The organism is Halapricum desulfuricans, assembly GCF_017094465.1.
Classification (GTDB): domain Archaea; phylum Halobacteriota; class Halobacteria; order Halobacteriales; family Haloarculaceae; genus Halapricum.
Genome location: NZ_CP064791.1, coordinates 1615563 through 1630122 on the forward strand (window position 1 = coordinate 1615563; position 14560 = coordinate 1630122).

Annotated in this window: 13 protein-coding genes; 5 read left to right on the plus strand and 8 right to left on the minus strand. The window is 63.4% G+C overall.

Annotation, left to right across the window (positions count from 1 at the left end; translation table 11 throughout):
- Positions 1–14: 14 nt before the first annotated feature.
- The 4 genes from HSEST_RS08245 to HSEST_RS08260 all read right to left on the minus strand — a co-directional run bounded on the left by HSEST_RS08245 (position 15) and on the right by HSEST_RS08260 (position 3807).
- Positions 15–722 carry a DUF7117 family protein gene (locus HSEST_RS08245; protein ID WP_229120440.1) on the minus strand — a complete coding sequence of 236 codons (708 nt, stop codon included), beginning with the start codon at positions 720–722 and terminating at the stop codon, positions 15–17.
- A gap of 70 nt (positions 723–792) precedes the next feature.
- The gene (locus HSEST_RS08250) at positions 793–1368 is read right to left on the minus strand and encodes an FAD-dependent oxidoreductase (protein WP_229120442.1); all 576 of its coding nucleotides are present in this window, start codon (positions 1366–1368) and stop codon (positions 793–795) included.
- 243 nt (positions 1369–1611) lie between these two features.
- Positions 1612–2514 (minus strand): hypothetical protein, encoded by a 903-nt coding sequence (locus tag HSEST_RS08255; protein ID WP_229120446.1) that lies wholly within the window; start codon positions 2512–2514, stop codon positions 1612–1614.
- Positions 2515–2562: 48 nt separating this feature from the next.
- Positions 2563–3807 (minus strand): hypothetical protein, encoded by a 1245-nt coding sequence (locus tag HSEST_RS08260; protein ID WP_229120447.1) that lies wholly within the window; start codon positions 3805–3807, stop codon positions 2563–2565.
- Positions 3808–4003: 196 nt separating this feature from the next.
- Here HSEST_RS08260 and HSEST_RS08265 point away from each other — a divergent pair, with 196 nt between their 5' ends.
- Both HSEST_RS08265 and HSEST_RS08270 read left to right on the plus strand, forming a co-directional pair.
- The gene (locus tag HSEST_RS08265; RefSeq protein ID WP_229120448.1) at positions 4004–4744 is read left to right on the plus strand and encodes a hypothetical protein; all 741 of its coding nucleotides are present in this window, start codon (positions 4004–4006) and stop codon (positions 4742–4744) included.
- Positions 4744–5919, plus strand: a complete 1176-nt coding sequence (locus HSEST_RS08270; protein ID WP_229120449.1) for an inorganic phosphate transporter — start codon at positions 4744–4746, stop codon at positions 5917–5919. Before HSEST_RS08265 ends, HSEST_RS08270 begins: the two co-directional genes overlap by 1 nt.
- Before the next feature lie 58 nt (positions 5920–5977).
- On the opposite strand, the gene HSEST_RS08275 is transcribed toward HSEST_RS08270, so the two are convergent.
- Positions 5978–6691, minus strand: coding sequence for an SDR family NAD(P)-dependent oxidoreductase (locus HSEST_RS08275; RefSeq protein ID WP_229120450.1), 714 nt, complete (start codon positions 6689–6691; stop codon positions 5978–5980).
- A 90-nt stretch (positions 6692–6781) separates the two neighbouring features.
- On the opposite strand from HSEST_RS08275, the gene HSEST_RS08280 reads away from it, so the two are divergent.
- Entirely contained in the window at positions 6782–7441 is a 660-nt protein-coding gene (locus HSEST_RS08280; RefSeq protein ID WP_229120451.1) for a glycerophosphodiester phosphodiesterase, read from the plus strand.
- Here HSEST_RS08280 and HSEST_RS08285 read toward each other — a convergent pair.
- Together HSEST_RS08285 and HSEST_RS08290 are read right to left on the minus strand one after the other, a co-directional pair.
- The gene (locus tag HSEST_RS08285) at positions 7438–8169 is read right to left on the minus strand and encodes a hypothetical protein (protein WP_229120452.1); all 732 of its coding nucleotides are present in this window, start codon (positions 8167–8169) and stop codon (positions 7438–7440) included. The two genes, HSEST_RS08280 and HSEST_RS08285, sit on opposite strands and share 4 nt — an antisense overlap.
- Positions 8170–9606, minus strand: coding sequence for a protein kinase domain-containing protein (locus HSEST_RS08290; RefSeq protein WP_229120453.1), 1437 nt, complete (start codon positions 9604–9606; stop codon positions 8170–8172).
- A gap of 145 nt (positions 9607–9751) precedes the next feature.
- Between HSEST_RS08290 and HSEST_RS08295 the strand changes: the two genes are divergently transcribed.
- Both HSEST_RS08295 and HSEST_RS08300 read left to right on the plus strand, forming a co-directional pair.
- Positions 9752–12055, plus strand: coding sequence for a methyl-accepting chemotaxis protein (locus tag HSEST_RS08295; protein WP_229120454.1), 2304 nt, complete (start codon positions 9752–9754; stop codon positions 12053–12055).
- Between the two features lie 2 nt (positions 12056–12057).
- Entirely contained in the window at positions 12058–12771 is a 714-nt protein-coding gene (locus tag HSEST_RS08300; RefSeq protein WP_229120455.1) for a bacteriorhodopsin, read from the plus strand.
- 741 nt (positions 12772–13512) lie between these two features.
- Here the strand turns inward: HSEST_RS08300 and HSEST_RS08305 are convergent.
- Positions 13513–14118 (minus strand): hypothetical protein, encoded by a 606-nt coding sequence (locus HSEST_RS08305; protein ID WP_229120456.1) that lies wholly within the window; start codon positions 14116–14118, stop codon positions 13513–13515.
- Positions 14119–14560 lie beyond the last annotated feature (442 nt).

Below are 14560 nucleotides of genomic sequence, written 5' to 3' on the forward strand. Positions count from 1 at the left end.
ACGGGGTCGCAACATCAGTCGAGACTGTCGAGGCGATCACGCGCGGTTTCGAGCGCCGACTGATCGCCCGTGGCGTACCTGCTGAGCGCGATCAGTCCGTCCAGAATCGCCTCGGCGTTTTCGGGCGGGATCGATCCGTCCAGGGCCTCGATCCGCTTGCGGTGGTCGACGAACCGACCCATCGTCGTGCGCGTCTCACTGTCCGGGTGTTCGGAGAGGTATCGCGTCAGATCCCGACGATAGGCGTCGATGATCGCGGCGATCGCGAGTCCCCGCGCGGCGGCGAGCGAGTCGGGAACCGTCTCGGGGTCGGGCCGGTCCCCGTCGGTGAGACGGCGAACCAGCGAGAGGAAATACCGCTGTTCGTCCTCGGTGACACGCATCGAGCGGGCGATTTCGCTCGCGACATACTGGAGTTCGACAGCCATAACGAACTCCGTGTCGAGTTGGCGTAGCTCGCCGCCGCGGATGAACCCGCGCTGCCGGACGTATTCGCGACACTGCTCGACGGTGCGTTCGGCGACCTGGTCGATCGGGTCGGAATCGATCGCCTCGACGACGGGCGTGAGATCCAGTTCGACCGGATTGTCAGTGTGTTCGGTTCGCTCATCGACGCCGACGCTCCGCATGCTCCCACACTCCGGGCACGTGATCGAGCCGGTCTCGTAGTACGACCATCGCGTCCCACAGGCCTGGCACTCGCGCTCGCCACGGATCTTCATGCCTCTACGTACGCGAGCGGACACAAAAAACGACCGCGCTATGTAGCTCAGGACCGCGGCGTCACGCTGCTCACTCGCCGTCGACGCCGAAGGTCGCGGCCGCGTCGTCCGGCACGTCGAAGTCGTGGTAGTGTTCGCCCTTCTCCTTCGAGAGGATGTTCAGCGCGGCCGCCGCGCCGTCGCCCGCGGAGATGACCGCCTGCCACTCCTCGGCGCGGACCATCGCGCCCGTCGCGTAGGCGCCCTCGACGCTCGTCTCCATCGACAGATCTACCTCAACGAGATCATCCTCAAACGCACAGCCGAGCGACTCGGCGAGACCGCGGTCCGCACCGGTCGCCAGGATCAGGTACGACCCCTCGTATTCGTCCTCGGAAGTGGTGATCACGAATCCGTCGTCGGTCGCCGAGACGTCGGTGACCTCCTGCTCGCGGCGCTCGACGCCGAAGCTGTCGACCTGCGTCCGGAGTGTCGCCATGTACGCCGAGCCGTCCTGGGACCCGATACCCGGGTAGTTGAACAGATGCGCCTTGTGCATCCAGGTTCCGTCGGTATCGAAGACCGTCGTTTCGAGGCCGTTTTTCTGTGTGAACAACGCTGCACTGAGTCCGGCGGGACCCCCGCCGACGACAAGAACGTTCGTCATACCTGTTATACTCGCGGCGTCCTGAAAGGTCTTTACCAGACCGAAGCGATGACCGGAGCCGAAACCCACATTTATGTGATGTCAGGGACACCAGGGCGTAGTCGGACGCCCCGACCGAGTTGGGTCTACGGTCGTTCGATCGGCGATCGCGCCGGTCGAGACTCATACTGGTGGCTATACGTTCGTACAGATATCCGGCACGCCGTCGTGCCGGATTATTTCGAAATGGTATAGCCACCAGTATCAGTGAGCGATCGGGAGCTCGGTGTCGATGTCCTCGCCGGCGACGAGCGCGGCGACCGCGTCGGTCGCGTCCGTCCGTTCGGCCTCGTTCTCCAGCAATACGGTTTCGCTGGGGAACAGCGACTCGCCGACGACGAGCCCGTGATCGCGGGCGGTCGACCCGGTGACAGTCAGGTAGACGCCCAGCCCTGCGTTCGCGATGGCCCGCTCTTCGGTCTGTCCCGACGCCGGGTACACGAACTCGATGCCATCGAGCGCGTCGGTACCGAGCACGGCCTCGACGAGTCGCTCGTACCGCGGTGAGACACACAGCGATCCCGTGTACGAACTGACGAACGAGCGATCGAGCGGCGTCTCACCCGACGGCAGCACGTCCGGGGTCGAGAGCAGCGTGTGATACACCGTATCGCCGAGGCCCGTCCGGAGCCGCACGTCGGTGTCCATCGGATCGATGCGTTCGTTGACGGCGTCGAGATCGCCGAGCGGGTCCGATCGGAGTTCGACGACCTCTTCGAGGACGAGATCGGCGCTGTCGAAGCCGAGCGCGAACTCGTGCGTCCGGAGTGCACGAAACGGTTCCTCGCGACCGATCAACCGGATGTCGGCGTCGTCGGTCGGAATCGTCACGCTATCGAACACCAGTCGTCGCGGCATGCCGTCACGGTCGTCGCGGAGCAGTGAGTATTCCGGCTCGGTCGGATCCGAGACGTCACTGTACGCCGCGAGCCGGTCGTAGACGTCGTCGTCCGCCGACTGATTGCCTTTCGTGATCGCCTTCTCGTAGCGCAGCGTCGAACTGATCCGGTCGGCCACGTCCGTCGCTCCGGTGCGGTCGGCGATCCGTTCGAGCACCGCTTCGAGCGGCCGACCCTTGCGCGGGACGGCGACGCTGACGGTCGTCATTGTCGAGTACAGCCGCGCGGAGAATAAAACGGAACCGGTTCGTGCCCGTCACTCGCCGCCGCCGCCGATGACCGACGAGAGCTGCTCGCGCCACTGCTTGAGGTCCTCGATCTCGGACTCGATCTCCCCGATCCGGTCGTCGACATCGCCGATATCGCCGACGCGGTCGTCGACGTCCTCGATATCGCTCCGGAGCGAATCGACTTCCGCTTCCAGGGTCGAGAGGCTGTCTTCCATCCCGGAGACGTCCTCGCCGAGGGTATCGACCTCGTCGTCGATCGTGTCGACTTCCGAATCGAGCGTCTCGACGGTGCCTTCGACCTCGTCGACAGTCCCTTCGACCGACGAGACCGTCTCTTCGACGCCGGACATCTGCTCCGAGACCTGATCGACCTCCGAGCGCACCTCGTCCATGGCCTCGTCGTTCTCCATGGTCATGCGCTGGATCCGATCGAGTTCGTCCTCGAACGAATCGAGCCGATCGCGGAAGTCCCGGATCATCTGATCGCCGGTTCCGTTATCGGCCAGGAACTCCTCGAGGGCCTCGGTGTAGGCTGCCAGATCGCTGACTTCGTTCTGGAGGTGCTGAATCCGCGCGTCGGTCGCCCCGCCATCGCCCCCGCTCGCGCCGTCGAGGGCCAGTTCCTGTCGAAGGGCCCGGACAACGTCCTCCTCGACGGCGTCGTGGTGAATCTCAGCCAGCAGCGTGGTCGTTACGTTCGACTGTGCTGACTCCCCGCCTTCGCCATCGCCCCCCTGACCGTCGTCGCCAACCGTCCCCGCGCTGGGATCGTTCGGATCCTTCAGATCGAGGGTCTCGATTTCCTCGTCTTCGTCCTCGTCGAGCCCGGGCACGCTGTCGCTCTCGCCCGCGATGACGTCTTTGACGACATCGGAACTGGACTCGTCGAGCACGTCGCCGTCTTCCAGCGGCGGGTCGACCGTCTCGATGGTCGGCTCCGTGAGGAACTTCTCGACGTCGTCGGTGCCCGTCGATCGGATCCCGTAGACGGTCGTGTACTCCGAGTCGGGCTCGAACTCGCGCTCGAACGTGATCCGCTTGCCGTCGATCGTCCAGTGTTCACTCCCGTACTCCGGGTGGAATCCGAGGTCCTCGACAGACACGTCCTCCGGGACCGTATCGACCAGCGTGACTGTCACCGACTCCGTGCGATTAGATTCGATCCGAAATGCGATTGCCGGCACCGGGAACTCGTCGGCCTCGAAGCGCTTGGCCACGGACACCCCATCCGACGACACCGTGACCGGATCGTACGTTTGTGAATTACTCATGCTACCATGTCGGTCAAGCAATCGTATTAAAGTTACCTCCCATTTCTCAGGAGATATACCGACGAATCGGCGACTCACCGCGAGCGGGAGTGGTAAGCTACTTCAGCCGCCGCGTCTTCGGTTTTCATATGACTTCTGGGTTTCACCTGACAAGGATAGTATCACGGACGACGGCCGGCCGTCCGGGGGATGGCACATGAATCCGAGCCGCGTCGACTCGCTGGTCGATCTGACCTACGGGCTGTTGATCGCGCTATCGGTCGGACTGATACTACTGGTCGGCGACGCGATCGGGCTCGCGTTCGGGTTCGGTGTGTTGATCGCGTATATCGTACACGTCGTCTGGAAGATGTCCCGATTCGATCCCGACTGGATGACGACGGCCGTCAAAGAGACCGTCCAGGAGACCGTCGACGAGACGGTCGAAGAGCAGGTCAGCGAATCGGTCGACGAGACTGTCAAAGAGACAGTCGGTGAAACCGTCGACAAGGCCGTCGGCGAGAGCGTCGAGGAAGCAGTCGATCAGACTGTCGAAGAGGCCGTCGGCGAAACCGTCGAGGAGGCCGTTGGAGAGAGCGTCGAAGAGGCCGTCGGCGAAACCGTCGAGGAGAAAGTCGGCGAAACCGTCGAGGAGAAAGTCGGCGAAACCGTCGAGGAGAAAGTCGGCGAAACCGTCGAAGAGGCCGTCGACGAGACCGTCGAGGAGAAGGTCGGCGAAACCGTCGAAGAGGCCGTCGAAGAGACGCTCGAAGACCAGCCGATCCCGGAGGGCGAAGATCAACAGCGGTGGACGGACGAGGAGAAGTGGAGCGACGACGAGGACGACGCTGCTGGAAGCGACGACGATGACGACGCTGCTGGAAGCGACGACGATGACGACGCTGCTGGAAGCGACGACGAGGATGCCGAGAACAAAGACGAGAGCGGGGGGAACTGATGGTCGATCCGCTGCTCGTCGCCGGTGTCATCGTCGCCATGTTCGTGGCGTTCAACATCGGCGGCTCCACGACCGGCCCGGCGTTCGGCCCGGCAGTCGGCGCGAATGCCATCTCGAAGACGACAGCGGCGGGACTGATGACGGTGTTTTTCTTCGTCGGGGCCTGGACGATCGGCCGGAACGTCGTAGAGACGCTCGGCGGGGAACTCATCACCGACGCGAGCGTCTTCACCCTCGAGACGAGCATCGGCGTCCTGTTTTTCATCGGGCTCGCGCTGTTCATCGGCAACCTCTTTGGCGTCCCTGCCTCGACGTCGATGACGGCCGTCGGATCGATCGCCGGACTCGGCGTCGCGACCGGCTCGCTCGGCTGGACCACGATGGGGCAGATCGCGACCTGGTGGATCGTCGCTCCCGTCATCGGGTTCTGGGTCTCGCTGATCGTCGGTCGGTACTTCTACTCGCGGATCAACGAGTTGATCGCGATGGATCGCTCGGACGGGCCGCTGGTCGAACTCGATCGCTCCGGCGCCGTACCCAGGCCGTCTGTCCACGAGACGACCAACCGGCGGGAACTGTACGGCGTCGTCACAGTCGTCGTGATCGGGTGTGTGATGGCCTTTAGCTCCGGGACGTCGAACATCGCGAACGCGATCGCACCGCTGGTCGGAAGCGGCGCGATCGAGATGAACCCCGCAATTCTGCTGGGCGGTGTCGCCGTCGGGATCGGGACGTTCACCATCGCCCGTCGGACCCTGGAGACGATGGGCAGCGACATCACCGAACTACCGCTAACGGCGGCGATCGTCGTCGCGTCTGTCAGTTCCGCGCTGGTGATCTTCCTCTCGGCGATCGGCATCCCCGCCAGTTTCGTCGTCATCGCGACGATGTCGATCATCGGGCTGGGCTGGGGCCGGGCAACCCGTCCGGTCACCGTCACCGAGGCCGTCACCGGGGAAGAGACGCCGGCGGTCACCGTCGACTCGCTGGCAGTCGACGAGGAGGGCGAGGAACTGCCGCCGATCGGCGAGGAGGATCCCGAGGTTCCCAACGCGGCGGACCTGTTCAACCCGGCGACGACGGCGCGTGTCGTGTTGATGCAGAACGTCGTGCCCGTCATCGCCACCTTCGGGGCGTATCTCACCTTCGAGTTCGTCCCGATCTTCGGAATCTGAGTCGGCCCACAGGCCTCAGAATCCGAGCTATCACGCGATCTTATTGTCCCGAGAGAACTCAGGCCTCGCCGTATGCCGGGACGGCCGCGCCGCTGGTCGCGCCCGCGGCGTCACTGCAGAGGAACTGCACGACATCGGCGATCTCGACGGGATCGACCCATGTCTCGTGATCGGCGTCGGGCATCATCTCGCGGTTCATCGGCGTGTCGATCACGCTCGGCATGACCGCGTTGGCTCGTACCGTCCCGAGATGCTCTTCGGCGATCGTCTCGGTGAGGAGCCTGACCCCTGCTTTCGAGGCGCGGTAGATCCCGTCACCCTCCCCGCCTTCGAGCGATGAGCGGGCGGAGACGCTGACGATCGAGCCCTCGCGCTCCTGAAGATAGGGGAGCGCGTGTTTCGAAGCCAGAAACATCGTCTTGAGGTTGACGTCGAACAGGAACTCGAAGGTGTCGACGTCCGTCTCGGCGATCGGCGTCCCGCCGCGCCAGGTCCCGGCGACGTTCGCCAGGTAGTCGATCCCACCGTGATCGGTCACGACCTGCTCGATAGTGCTTTTGACCCGGGGCTCGTCGGTGAAATCGGACTGGTAGACCTCGATGTGCTCGTGGTCGGGATCGAGCAGGAAGTCCTCGCTTTCCGGTTCGACGATGTCGACTGCCGCGACCGTCGCGCCCGCGTCGGCAAAGCCGGTTGCGATCGCGCTCCCGAGCGCGCCGCCCGCGCCGGTCACGAGAGCGACACGCCCGCTGAAATCAAACGTAACTGACATCGGTGGCTGTTCACACGGCCCGAGAGTGAATAAACTGTCGCATATCTTCGCCTCCAAAGTCCTATTGTCACCCCGTGCGTGGCCCCCAGTATGCGCTGTATCGCCCATCGCGGATTCGCCGGGCTCTATCCCGAGAACACGCTGACAGCCGTCCGTCAGGCCGCCGAGCGTGCCGATATGATCGAAGTCGACGTCCGACAGTGTCGCTCGGGCGATCCGGTCGTCATCCACGACGAAACGGTCGATCGCGTCACGGATTCGACCGGATCTGTCGCCGACATTTCGCTGGCGACGCTGCAATCGATGGACGTGCTCGGCACCGGCGAGGGTGTGCCGTCGCTGGAAGCCGTGTTGCGGACCGTGCCGGACGGCGTCGGTCTGAACCTCGAACTCAAGGAGCCGGATCTCGTCGAGCCAGTGATCGACCTCCTCGACGCGTTCGACACCGAGATCCTGCTGTCGTCGTTCGACGTGGAGACGCTCGCGGCCGCGCGCGATCTCGATCCGTCGATCGACCGGGCCCTGCTGGTCGACTCGTCCTCCGAGGCGGCTATCGAGCGGGCGGCGAGTCTGGACTGCGAAGCGATCCATCCACACTGGCGACTGGTCGATTTCGCGCTGCTGGAGCGGGCCCATCGCTCGGATCTGAACGTCAACGTCTGGCCGATCAGCGATCCGGAACGGACGGCCGAATACGAGAAGATGGGCGTCGACGGGGTCATCGTCGAAGAGCCGGCCGGCTGTCGCTAGGTCCGCATTCCCTGGAGGTTCTGCCGGAGCTTGATTGTCGAGGTCATCAGCGTCGTCGCGGTCATGATCACCAGGACGACCTGGACGTGGAGGACGATCACTCGATCGAGACCGGCGAAGACGGCCAGCTCCGCGATCGAAATCAGCGCCGCGAACAACAACACCGGCAGCAGGTGTCGCAGCAGCGTCTCCAAAAGCGTTCCTCGAACGCGAACGTTGTCGAGCTGTCGCTGGCCGAATCGATACCCGTACGACAGGACGAACAGCCCGCTTGCCCCGACGAGCCCGGCGAGCCCCTGGCGATGTTCGGGGAACACGACCAAACCGGCCGAAAGCACCCCGACGACTCCGAGGAGCAACACTGTCAGCGATGCGCGCCCGGGGGCGGAGTCGTTTGCAGTCCCGGCGCTGGCGGCGTCGATCTCCCGGAGCGCGAGCGCGAGCACGAGCGCGAACAGCAGGGCTGCGCCGCTGGCCAACTCGAGCAACCAGTCCGGGGCCAGCGTAATACGACCGATCCCGACCAATCCGTAGCCCGTGCCGACGACACCGACCAGCAGTAGATACCCCCACAGCGTCGTCTGTGTGGTGTCACTGGCGCGACCGTTCCAGTAAGCGTACAGCGCGAACCGCACGCCGAGCGCCGTGAGCAGGAAGAACGCGATGAACGCGATAAACGTCAGGTTCGGATTGCCGGCCAGTTCATTGAGTCCGATCAGGTTCGCCATCTAGATTCGCTCCCGTGCATCGAGCAGGTCCTGTTGGAACGCGACCGCTGTTTCGTACCGCGTCAGCTTCTGGCGCGCCAGTGCCTTCGAGACGATTCCGTCGAGAAACGCCGGTACCGCCGCGGCCTCGGACGGGGGCGTCGGTCGCGTCTCACCCGGAACCCGCGTGCGAACGTCGGCGTAGCTCCCGTCGTAGGGCGGCTCGCCGGCGAGGAGATAATAGAGGATCGCCCCGAGTTGGTAGATGTCCGTCGCCTGATCGACACCGCCGAACGAGGCATCGAAGTATTCGGGAGCGGCAAAGCGCGGATCGAGACAGGTCGACGGATCGACGAACCACCGATAGACCGTCAACAACCCGATATTGTCGAGTCGGGCACGCTGACCCGCCTCCGTTTCGAGCTCGACCGCGACGCTCTCCGGATCGATCCCGCCGTGAACAATATCCCGCTGGTGGAGCGTCGCGAGTCCGTCCGCAAGCCGGGCGACGGTACCGACGATCTCGGAGACGTTCCAGTCGGGCAGGCCAGCCCGCAGCGTCGCCTCGACGTGCTGGCTCGCGACCCACGGCTCCGGGCGCGTACCGCTATCGTACAGCGAGACGACGTGTTCGTGGTCGATCCGCCCCCACTGTTCGATCGCCCCGGCAAGTCGGCGCTGAAACGTCTGCCTGTTCTCGGTCGGCTGGTAGAACAGCCGGAGCGAAAGCGCCTGTTCACGACCCCCGTGCGTTGCCAGCACGGGATACGCGTGCGCGTACCGGCCCGGAACCTCCCCTGTCAGCACCATCAGCTGGTCGAATCGGCTTTGTTCGACGATCGATTCGACACGCTCGTGGAGCCGCTTCACTCGCTGGCGGGCGGTCTCGGAACTGCCACCGGGCGCCTCCTCGTCCGTGTCACTCCCGGGCTCCGACTGGCTGTTTTCGTCGCTGTTCTCCCACCCTGGCGCACGTTCGTCACCCCGCTCGTCGGCCTGCCCGTACACGAGTCCCGACCCGGAGTCCGCGCCGCCGGGATGGCGCACGCGTCCGACATCGTCCCGGCTGGGCTCGCCGGGCTGGAAATACCCGCTCCGGACGAACCCGCCCTGACGGGTGTACTGCAGCGGCTCCTCGTCGCGCTGCTCGCGCAACTCCTGGAGGGTTTCGTCGACTCGCTCCGGGAACTGCGTCATGAGGTACTCCAGCGCCAGGATCGACTCCGGACGTGCGACGTCGTCGTCGAGGCGGTCGACCAGCCGGCGGACGGTGTACTCGACGCTCCCCGGGTCCTCGCTGGCGATCAGACAGAGACCACAGGCAGCTCCGATGCGGACAGTTCGATCGTCGCTGTCGAGACGGCCGACTAACCGCGGCAACGCTTGCTGACCCCGCTCGGGGTCAGCGATAATATCCGCAAGCATCGTCCGGACGGCCTCACTGTCGGCGCTCGACATTGTCTGTGGTAAGTGTCGTGATACTATTCGGTCCCGGGTAATGATATTACCGGCTCGGACGGTCGCGGATCCGCCATCGGTCGGTGTTATCACCGCTGAAAATCGAGGGCGTGGGTTTTACTGTGCGAAATCGAATTGTCTGTCGATGAAACCGTCGAAACGATCGCTGCTTCCGGCAGCGGTTCGTCAGAGCTACGCGATGCGGCTGGGGGTCGCACTCGCGTTCTCCATCGTGGTGATCGTCGCGTTCGGTGGCGTGATCAGCGCACAGACGACCACACAACTACAGGAGAACGTCGAAACGGATCTGACAGCTCAGTCGAACACCGAGGCGAGCCAGATCGATACCTGGCTTCGGTCGATCGAGGGCGACGCACGAACGACCTCGAAACTCCCGGTCTACGCCAGCGGAGATACCGACGAAATAAAACAGGATCTCGATTCGCTGGTCGCATCCGGACACACACCTGACGACGTGATCGGGGTGCACTACCTGAATACCGAGAACATGACGTTCGTGACGAGTTCCGCCGACAGGATGATCGGTGTCAACGCCAGCGTGCAGGGTGCCCCGTTCGCGACCGATCCACCGTCGTTCGACGGGAGTGACGACGTCGTCCTGACCGAACCGTTCTCGGTGTCGGTCGTCGACCACCCGATCGTCGCCGCGATCACGCCGATCGAGGGAACCGACGATCGAGCGCTCGTGTACATGATCGATCTCTCTGCTCACGCCGATCGGATCGCGGACAACGCCGGCGACACGACGACCGTCGTGATCGACCAGCAGGGTCGCTACGCGGCGCATCCGAATCAGAGTAAACTCCTGACGGACGCAGGTGTCGATGGCTTCGATCTCGGAGCCGGTGAGAGCGACTTCACGTCCGACGATGGGACGCTTCGAAGTGCTACGGGACTGGAGACGGCCGACTGGACGGTGATGGTCCAGACCCAACGGGCGGACGCCTACGCGCTGGCCGATCAAATCAACGCCGACCTGCTCGGGTTGGTCCTGCTCGCGATCATCAACCTCGGACTCGTCGGCGTGACGATCGGCAGTAATACGATCACGTCGCTGCGTCGGTTGACGGCCCGTGCCGAGGAGATGGCCGACGGCGACCTCGACGTGGACCTGCGGACGACGCGCGAAGACGAGATTGGGTCGCTCTATCAGTCCTTCGCGGCGATGCGCGATTCCCTCCGGGAGAAGATCGACGAGGCCCAGGAGGCGCGTCAGTCCGCCGAAGGGGCACGCGAATCCGCCGAGCAGGCCCGCCGCGAGGCCGAGAGCGAACGGGCCGAGATGGAGGCGATGACCTCCCATCTCACCTCGAAGGCGAGCGAATACGAGTCCGTACTCGATCAGGCCGCCGAAGGTGATCTGACCGGCCGGGTCGATCCCCAGAGCGAGAGTGACGCGATGGAGCGGGTCGGCCAGAAGATCAACGCGACGCTGGATTCCCTGGAGCGGATCGTCGCCGACGTCGAGTCGTTCTCCTCGGAGGTGCTCACCGCCTCCGACCGCGTCCAGCGCAACGCCGACGAAGTCAGCGAGGCGAGCCAGCAGGTCACCAGTTCTATCGACGAGATCTTCGAGGGGGCACGGAAACAGAACGAGCGACTCAACGACGCCTCCGGCGAGATGGAAAACCTCAGCGCAACTGCCGAGGAGGTCGCATCCTCGGCCCAAGAGGTCGCAGAGACCTCTCAGGCGGCGGCCGAAGCCGGCGAGGAGGGTCGTGAGGCCGCACAGGAGGCTATCCAGGAGATGAACGCCATCGAGGCCGAGACCGAGGAGATGGTCGAGGAGATCAACGCGCTGGACGACGATCTCGACGAGATCAACGACATCATCAACGTGATCACCGAGATCGTCGAGCAGACCAACATGCTGGCGCTGAACGCCTCTATCGAGGCCGCTCACGCCGACGGACAGGGAGACGGGTTCGCCGTGGTCGCCGACGAGATCAAGAGCCTCGCCGAGGAGACCAAAGACGCCGCCGGCGATATCGAACAGCGCATCGAGCGCATCCAGTCACAGGCCGGCGATACCGTCGAGACGATGGAGTCGACGAGCGAGCGGATCACGGACGGCGTCGAGACCGTCACCGAAACCGTCGACGCTCTGGAGACGATCGTCGACCGAACCGAGGACGCCGACGCGGGTATCCAGGAGATCGACGACGCGACGGCCGAGCAAGCTCGGACCGCACAGGAGGTAATGCAAACGATCGACGACCTCTCGGCGATCAGCCAGCAGACCGCACAGGAAGCGGATACCGTCGCCGCTGCGGCCGACGATCAGGAGCACGCGATCACCGAAGTCTCCGAATCCGCGACCGATCTCCGCCGGCGCGCCTCCGATCTCGAACAGCTACTCGAACGCTTCACCGTCGAGACGACCCCCTCGGGAGCGTCGTCTCCGGAGCCCGCAACAACTGACGATTGATCATGGATCTAACAATCACCACCTGGTTCACGCTTGGCACCGTCGGCATGGCACTGGGAACGATCGGACTGATCGTGGGGTACACCCGCCTGTCCGAGGCGCATCGCCTGCCGTTTCTGGATCTGGTCGGCGTGACGGCCATCGCGACAGTCGCGTACGCGCTGATGGCGCTCGACGTCGGCACGGTCACGAGCGCTCGCGGGGCCACGCTGTACATCCCGCGGTACGTCGACTGGCTGTTGACGACGCCGATGCACATCGCCTACGTCGCCTTCCTGGCCGGGGCCGACCGGGAGACGATCGCGAAACTCGGGGCGCTACAGGCCTCGACAATCGTGCTCGGGTTCGCCGGCGGGATGGTCGCCTCGCCGCTGAATCTGGTGCTGTTCGCTGCCGGTGGCGTCGCCTTCGGCGTCCTCGTGTACTGGCTGTACACCGACATCGGCGAACTCGCCCGCGAGCGCGACGACATGACCCTGGCGCTGTACCGGACGCTACGGAACTTCGTCGTCGTCCTCTGGATGATCTACCCGGTCGTCTGGCTGCTCGGCGAAACCGGGTTCGCCTTCATGAACACCGAAACCGTCTCGCTTGTGGTCACCTACATCGACATCGTGGCCAAGGTCGGCTTCGGACTGCTCGCCTATTCGGCATTGCGGGACATCGAGTTCCTCGAATCGTCCGAAGACAGCGTGATGGCGACACCGTCGGACTGATCGGTTTCCCCTCTTTGGTCTGTACGGCTTGTATCGGCGGACGGCAATCGCGCACTGATTCGCGCGGGACTTCCGGGATTCAAATCCCGCTAGCCACTTCGCTCAGCACAAAACGTTCGTCGCAGAAAGCGGGCCGAGCGCGATTTGAACCAGCATACGGCGAGCGGAGCGAGCCGTTTCACCGGGTGCGAACGAAGTGAGCGCCCGGCCTTTTGGATTCTAAAGTTTTCGAGGAGTGGTGCCCGCAACGCGGCGCAGTCGCGTGAGGACACCCGACGCTGAAAAGTTTAGAGCGGGGCGAGCGCGATTTGAACCACGCGAAGACGGTCCTGCTCGCTCACGATGTTCGCTGCGCGGGCTGCGGCTTCTCTCATTCAAATTGCCCTGGCGTTTACATTGCTCATGCCGTTCGTGGGAAAACGGGGCGGGCGCGATTTGAACCAGTATACGGCCAGCGAAGCGAGCCGTTTCACCGGATGCGACTGGTGAATGCCCAGCACGGAGTGGGAGTAAACCGATAACGGACGCTGCATCCATTTCTACTCGCTCCGTGAGGACGAGGCTTGGCGCCCTGTCGCTCAGATGCTAAACGAGGTGCCCACTTCGGCACTCCTGATACGGCACGTTGTAGTTCGAGCGGTATCTCGACAAGCGCGGGGACTCCAGCGACGCACGGGATCGGCCAACGATAGGCGAGGCTATGGCTGTTGGACCGGAAAACAGAAGCGGTAGATGGCAATTCTACGGCGGCCCCTGTCCGCGGTCGTTCGGCGGTCCATTCGGATTATCCACCCACTGGCTCGGCGGATTGCATTTACGGGTTCGAACTATAACTTTACCGACATTCACGCTCTTCGGATCGTTGATAACATACTCGTGACGGCTGACACGCTCGTAGAACATGTAAAGGATGTCGTCCTCGAGATCATCCGGGAGGGGGCAGTCGATGTCTCCAACAGTCTCTCCAGCAGGCTCGTCAAAGCCGAGGTCACTGAGTGCTCGCGATGCGCAGTTGTTTGGATTCTTGAAGAATCGGTAGTCGTCCAGTCTCCTATTGAAAAGCCCGATAATCTTCTCGTCGTCACCGGCCGTTTCGCAGGTCGCCTCGACGCCGACCTCGTCGAGCTCGCAGTCGTAGCCGTCCTCCGTTTCGGTCGCATACAGGACAAAGTTTCTGCCATCATTCTCTCCGAAACAGATCTGTGAGCACCCACAGAATCTGATCTCCGTGGGCGGCGTGGCACTCGCGGTTCCGGAGTACGCTGCGAGGCCGACCGTCGCCATCCCGGCCGTTTTCAGGACTGTTCGTCTGTTGATTCCTCGACTTTCGCGCTGTTGATCAGACATGAAACGGTCATTGGGGGTATCTCATCCGGAGAGTGTAGTTATACAGTTGATACTTCGGCTGACAATTGACAGACCTGCTTGTACATAATCTCGGAGGGGACTTGTCTCGTTGAATGATAAAACGGCGTCGGAGGTCGGTCGATCATTTCCTGTCCCCTCTAGCTACCGTCCCGAAGTCATGCGTTCTTGCTCCCGTTCTGGGCGATTGGATGCGGACGCAAGAGTTCCTACAAAGCGCGTCGTAAAAACGAGAAGAACCATCCTACTCGCTCCCCGCTGACGGGTTCGCTCGTTGAGGGTGGAGTAGTTGACAGCGATCCGGGCGCGATTTGAACCGGAGGAAGACGGTCGCTCGCGCTAAGACTCCAGGATTCAAATCGCTTGTAGCCACTTCGCTCCCCATGAATTATTCGTCGCAAAGGCAGGTCGGTCGCGATTTGAA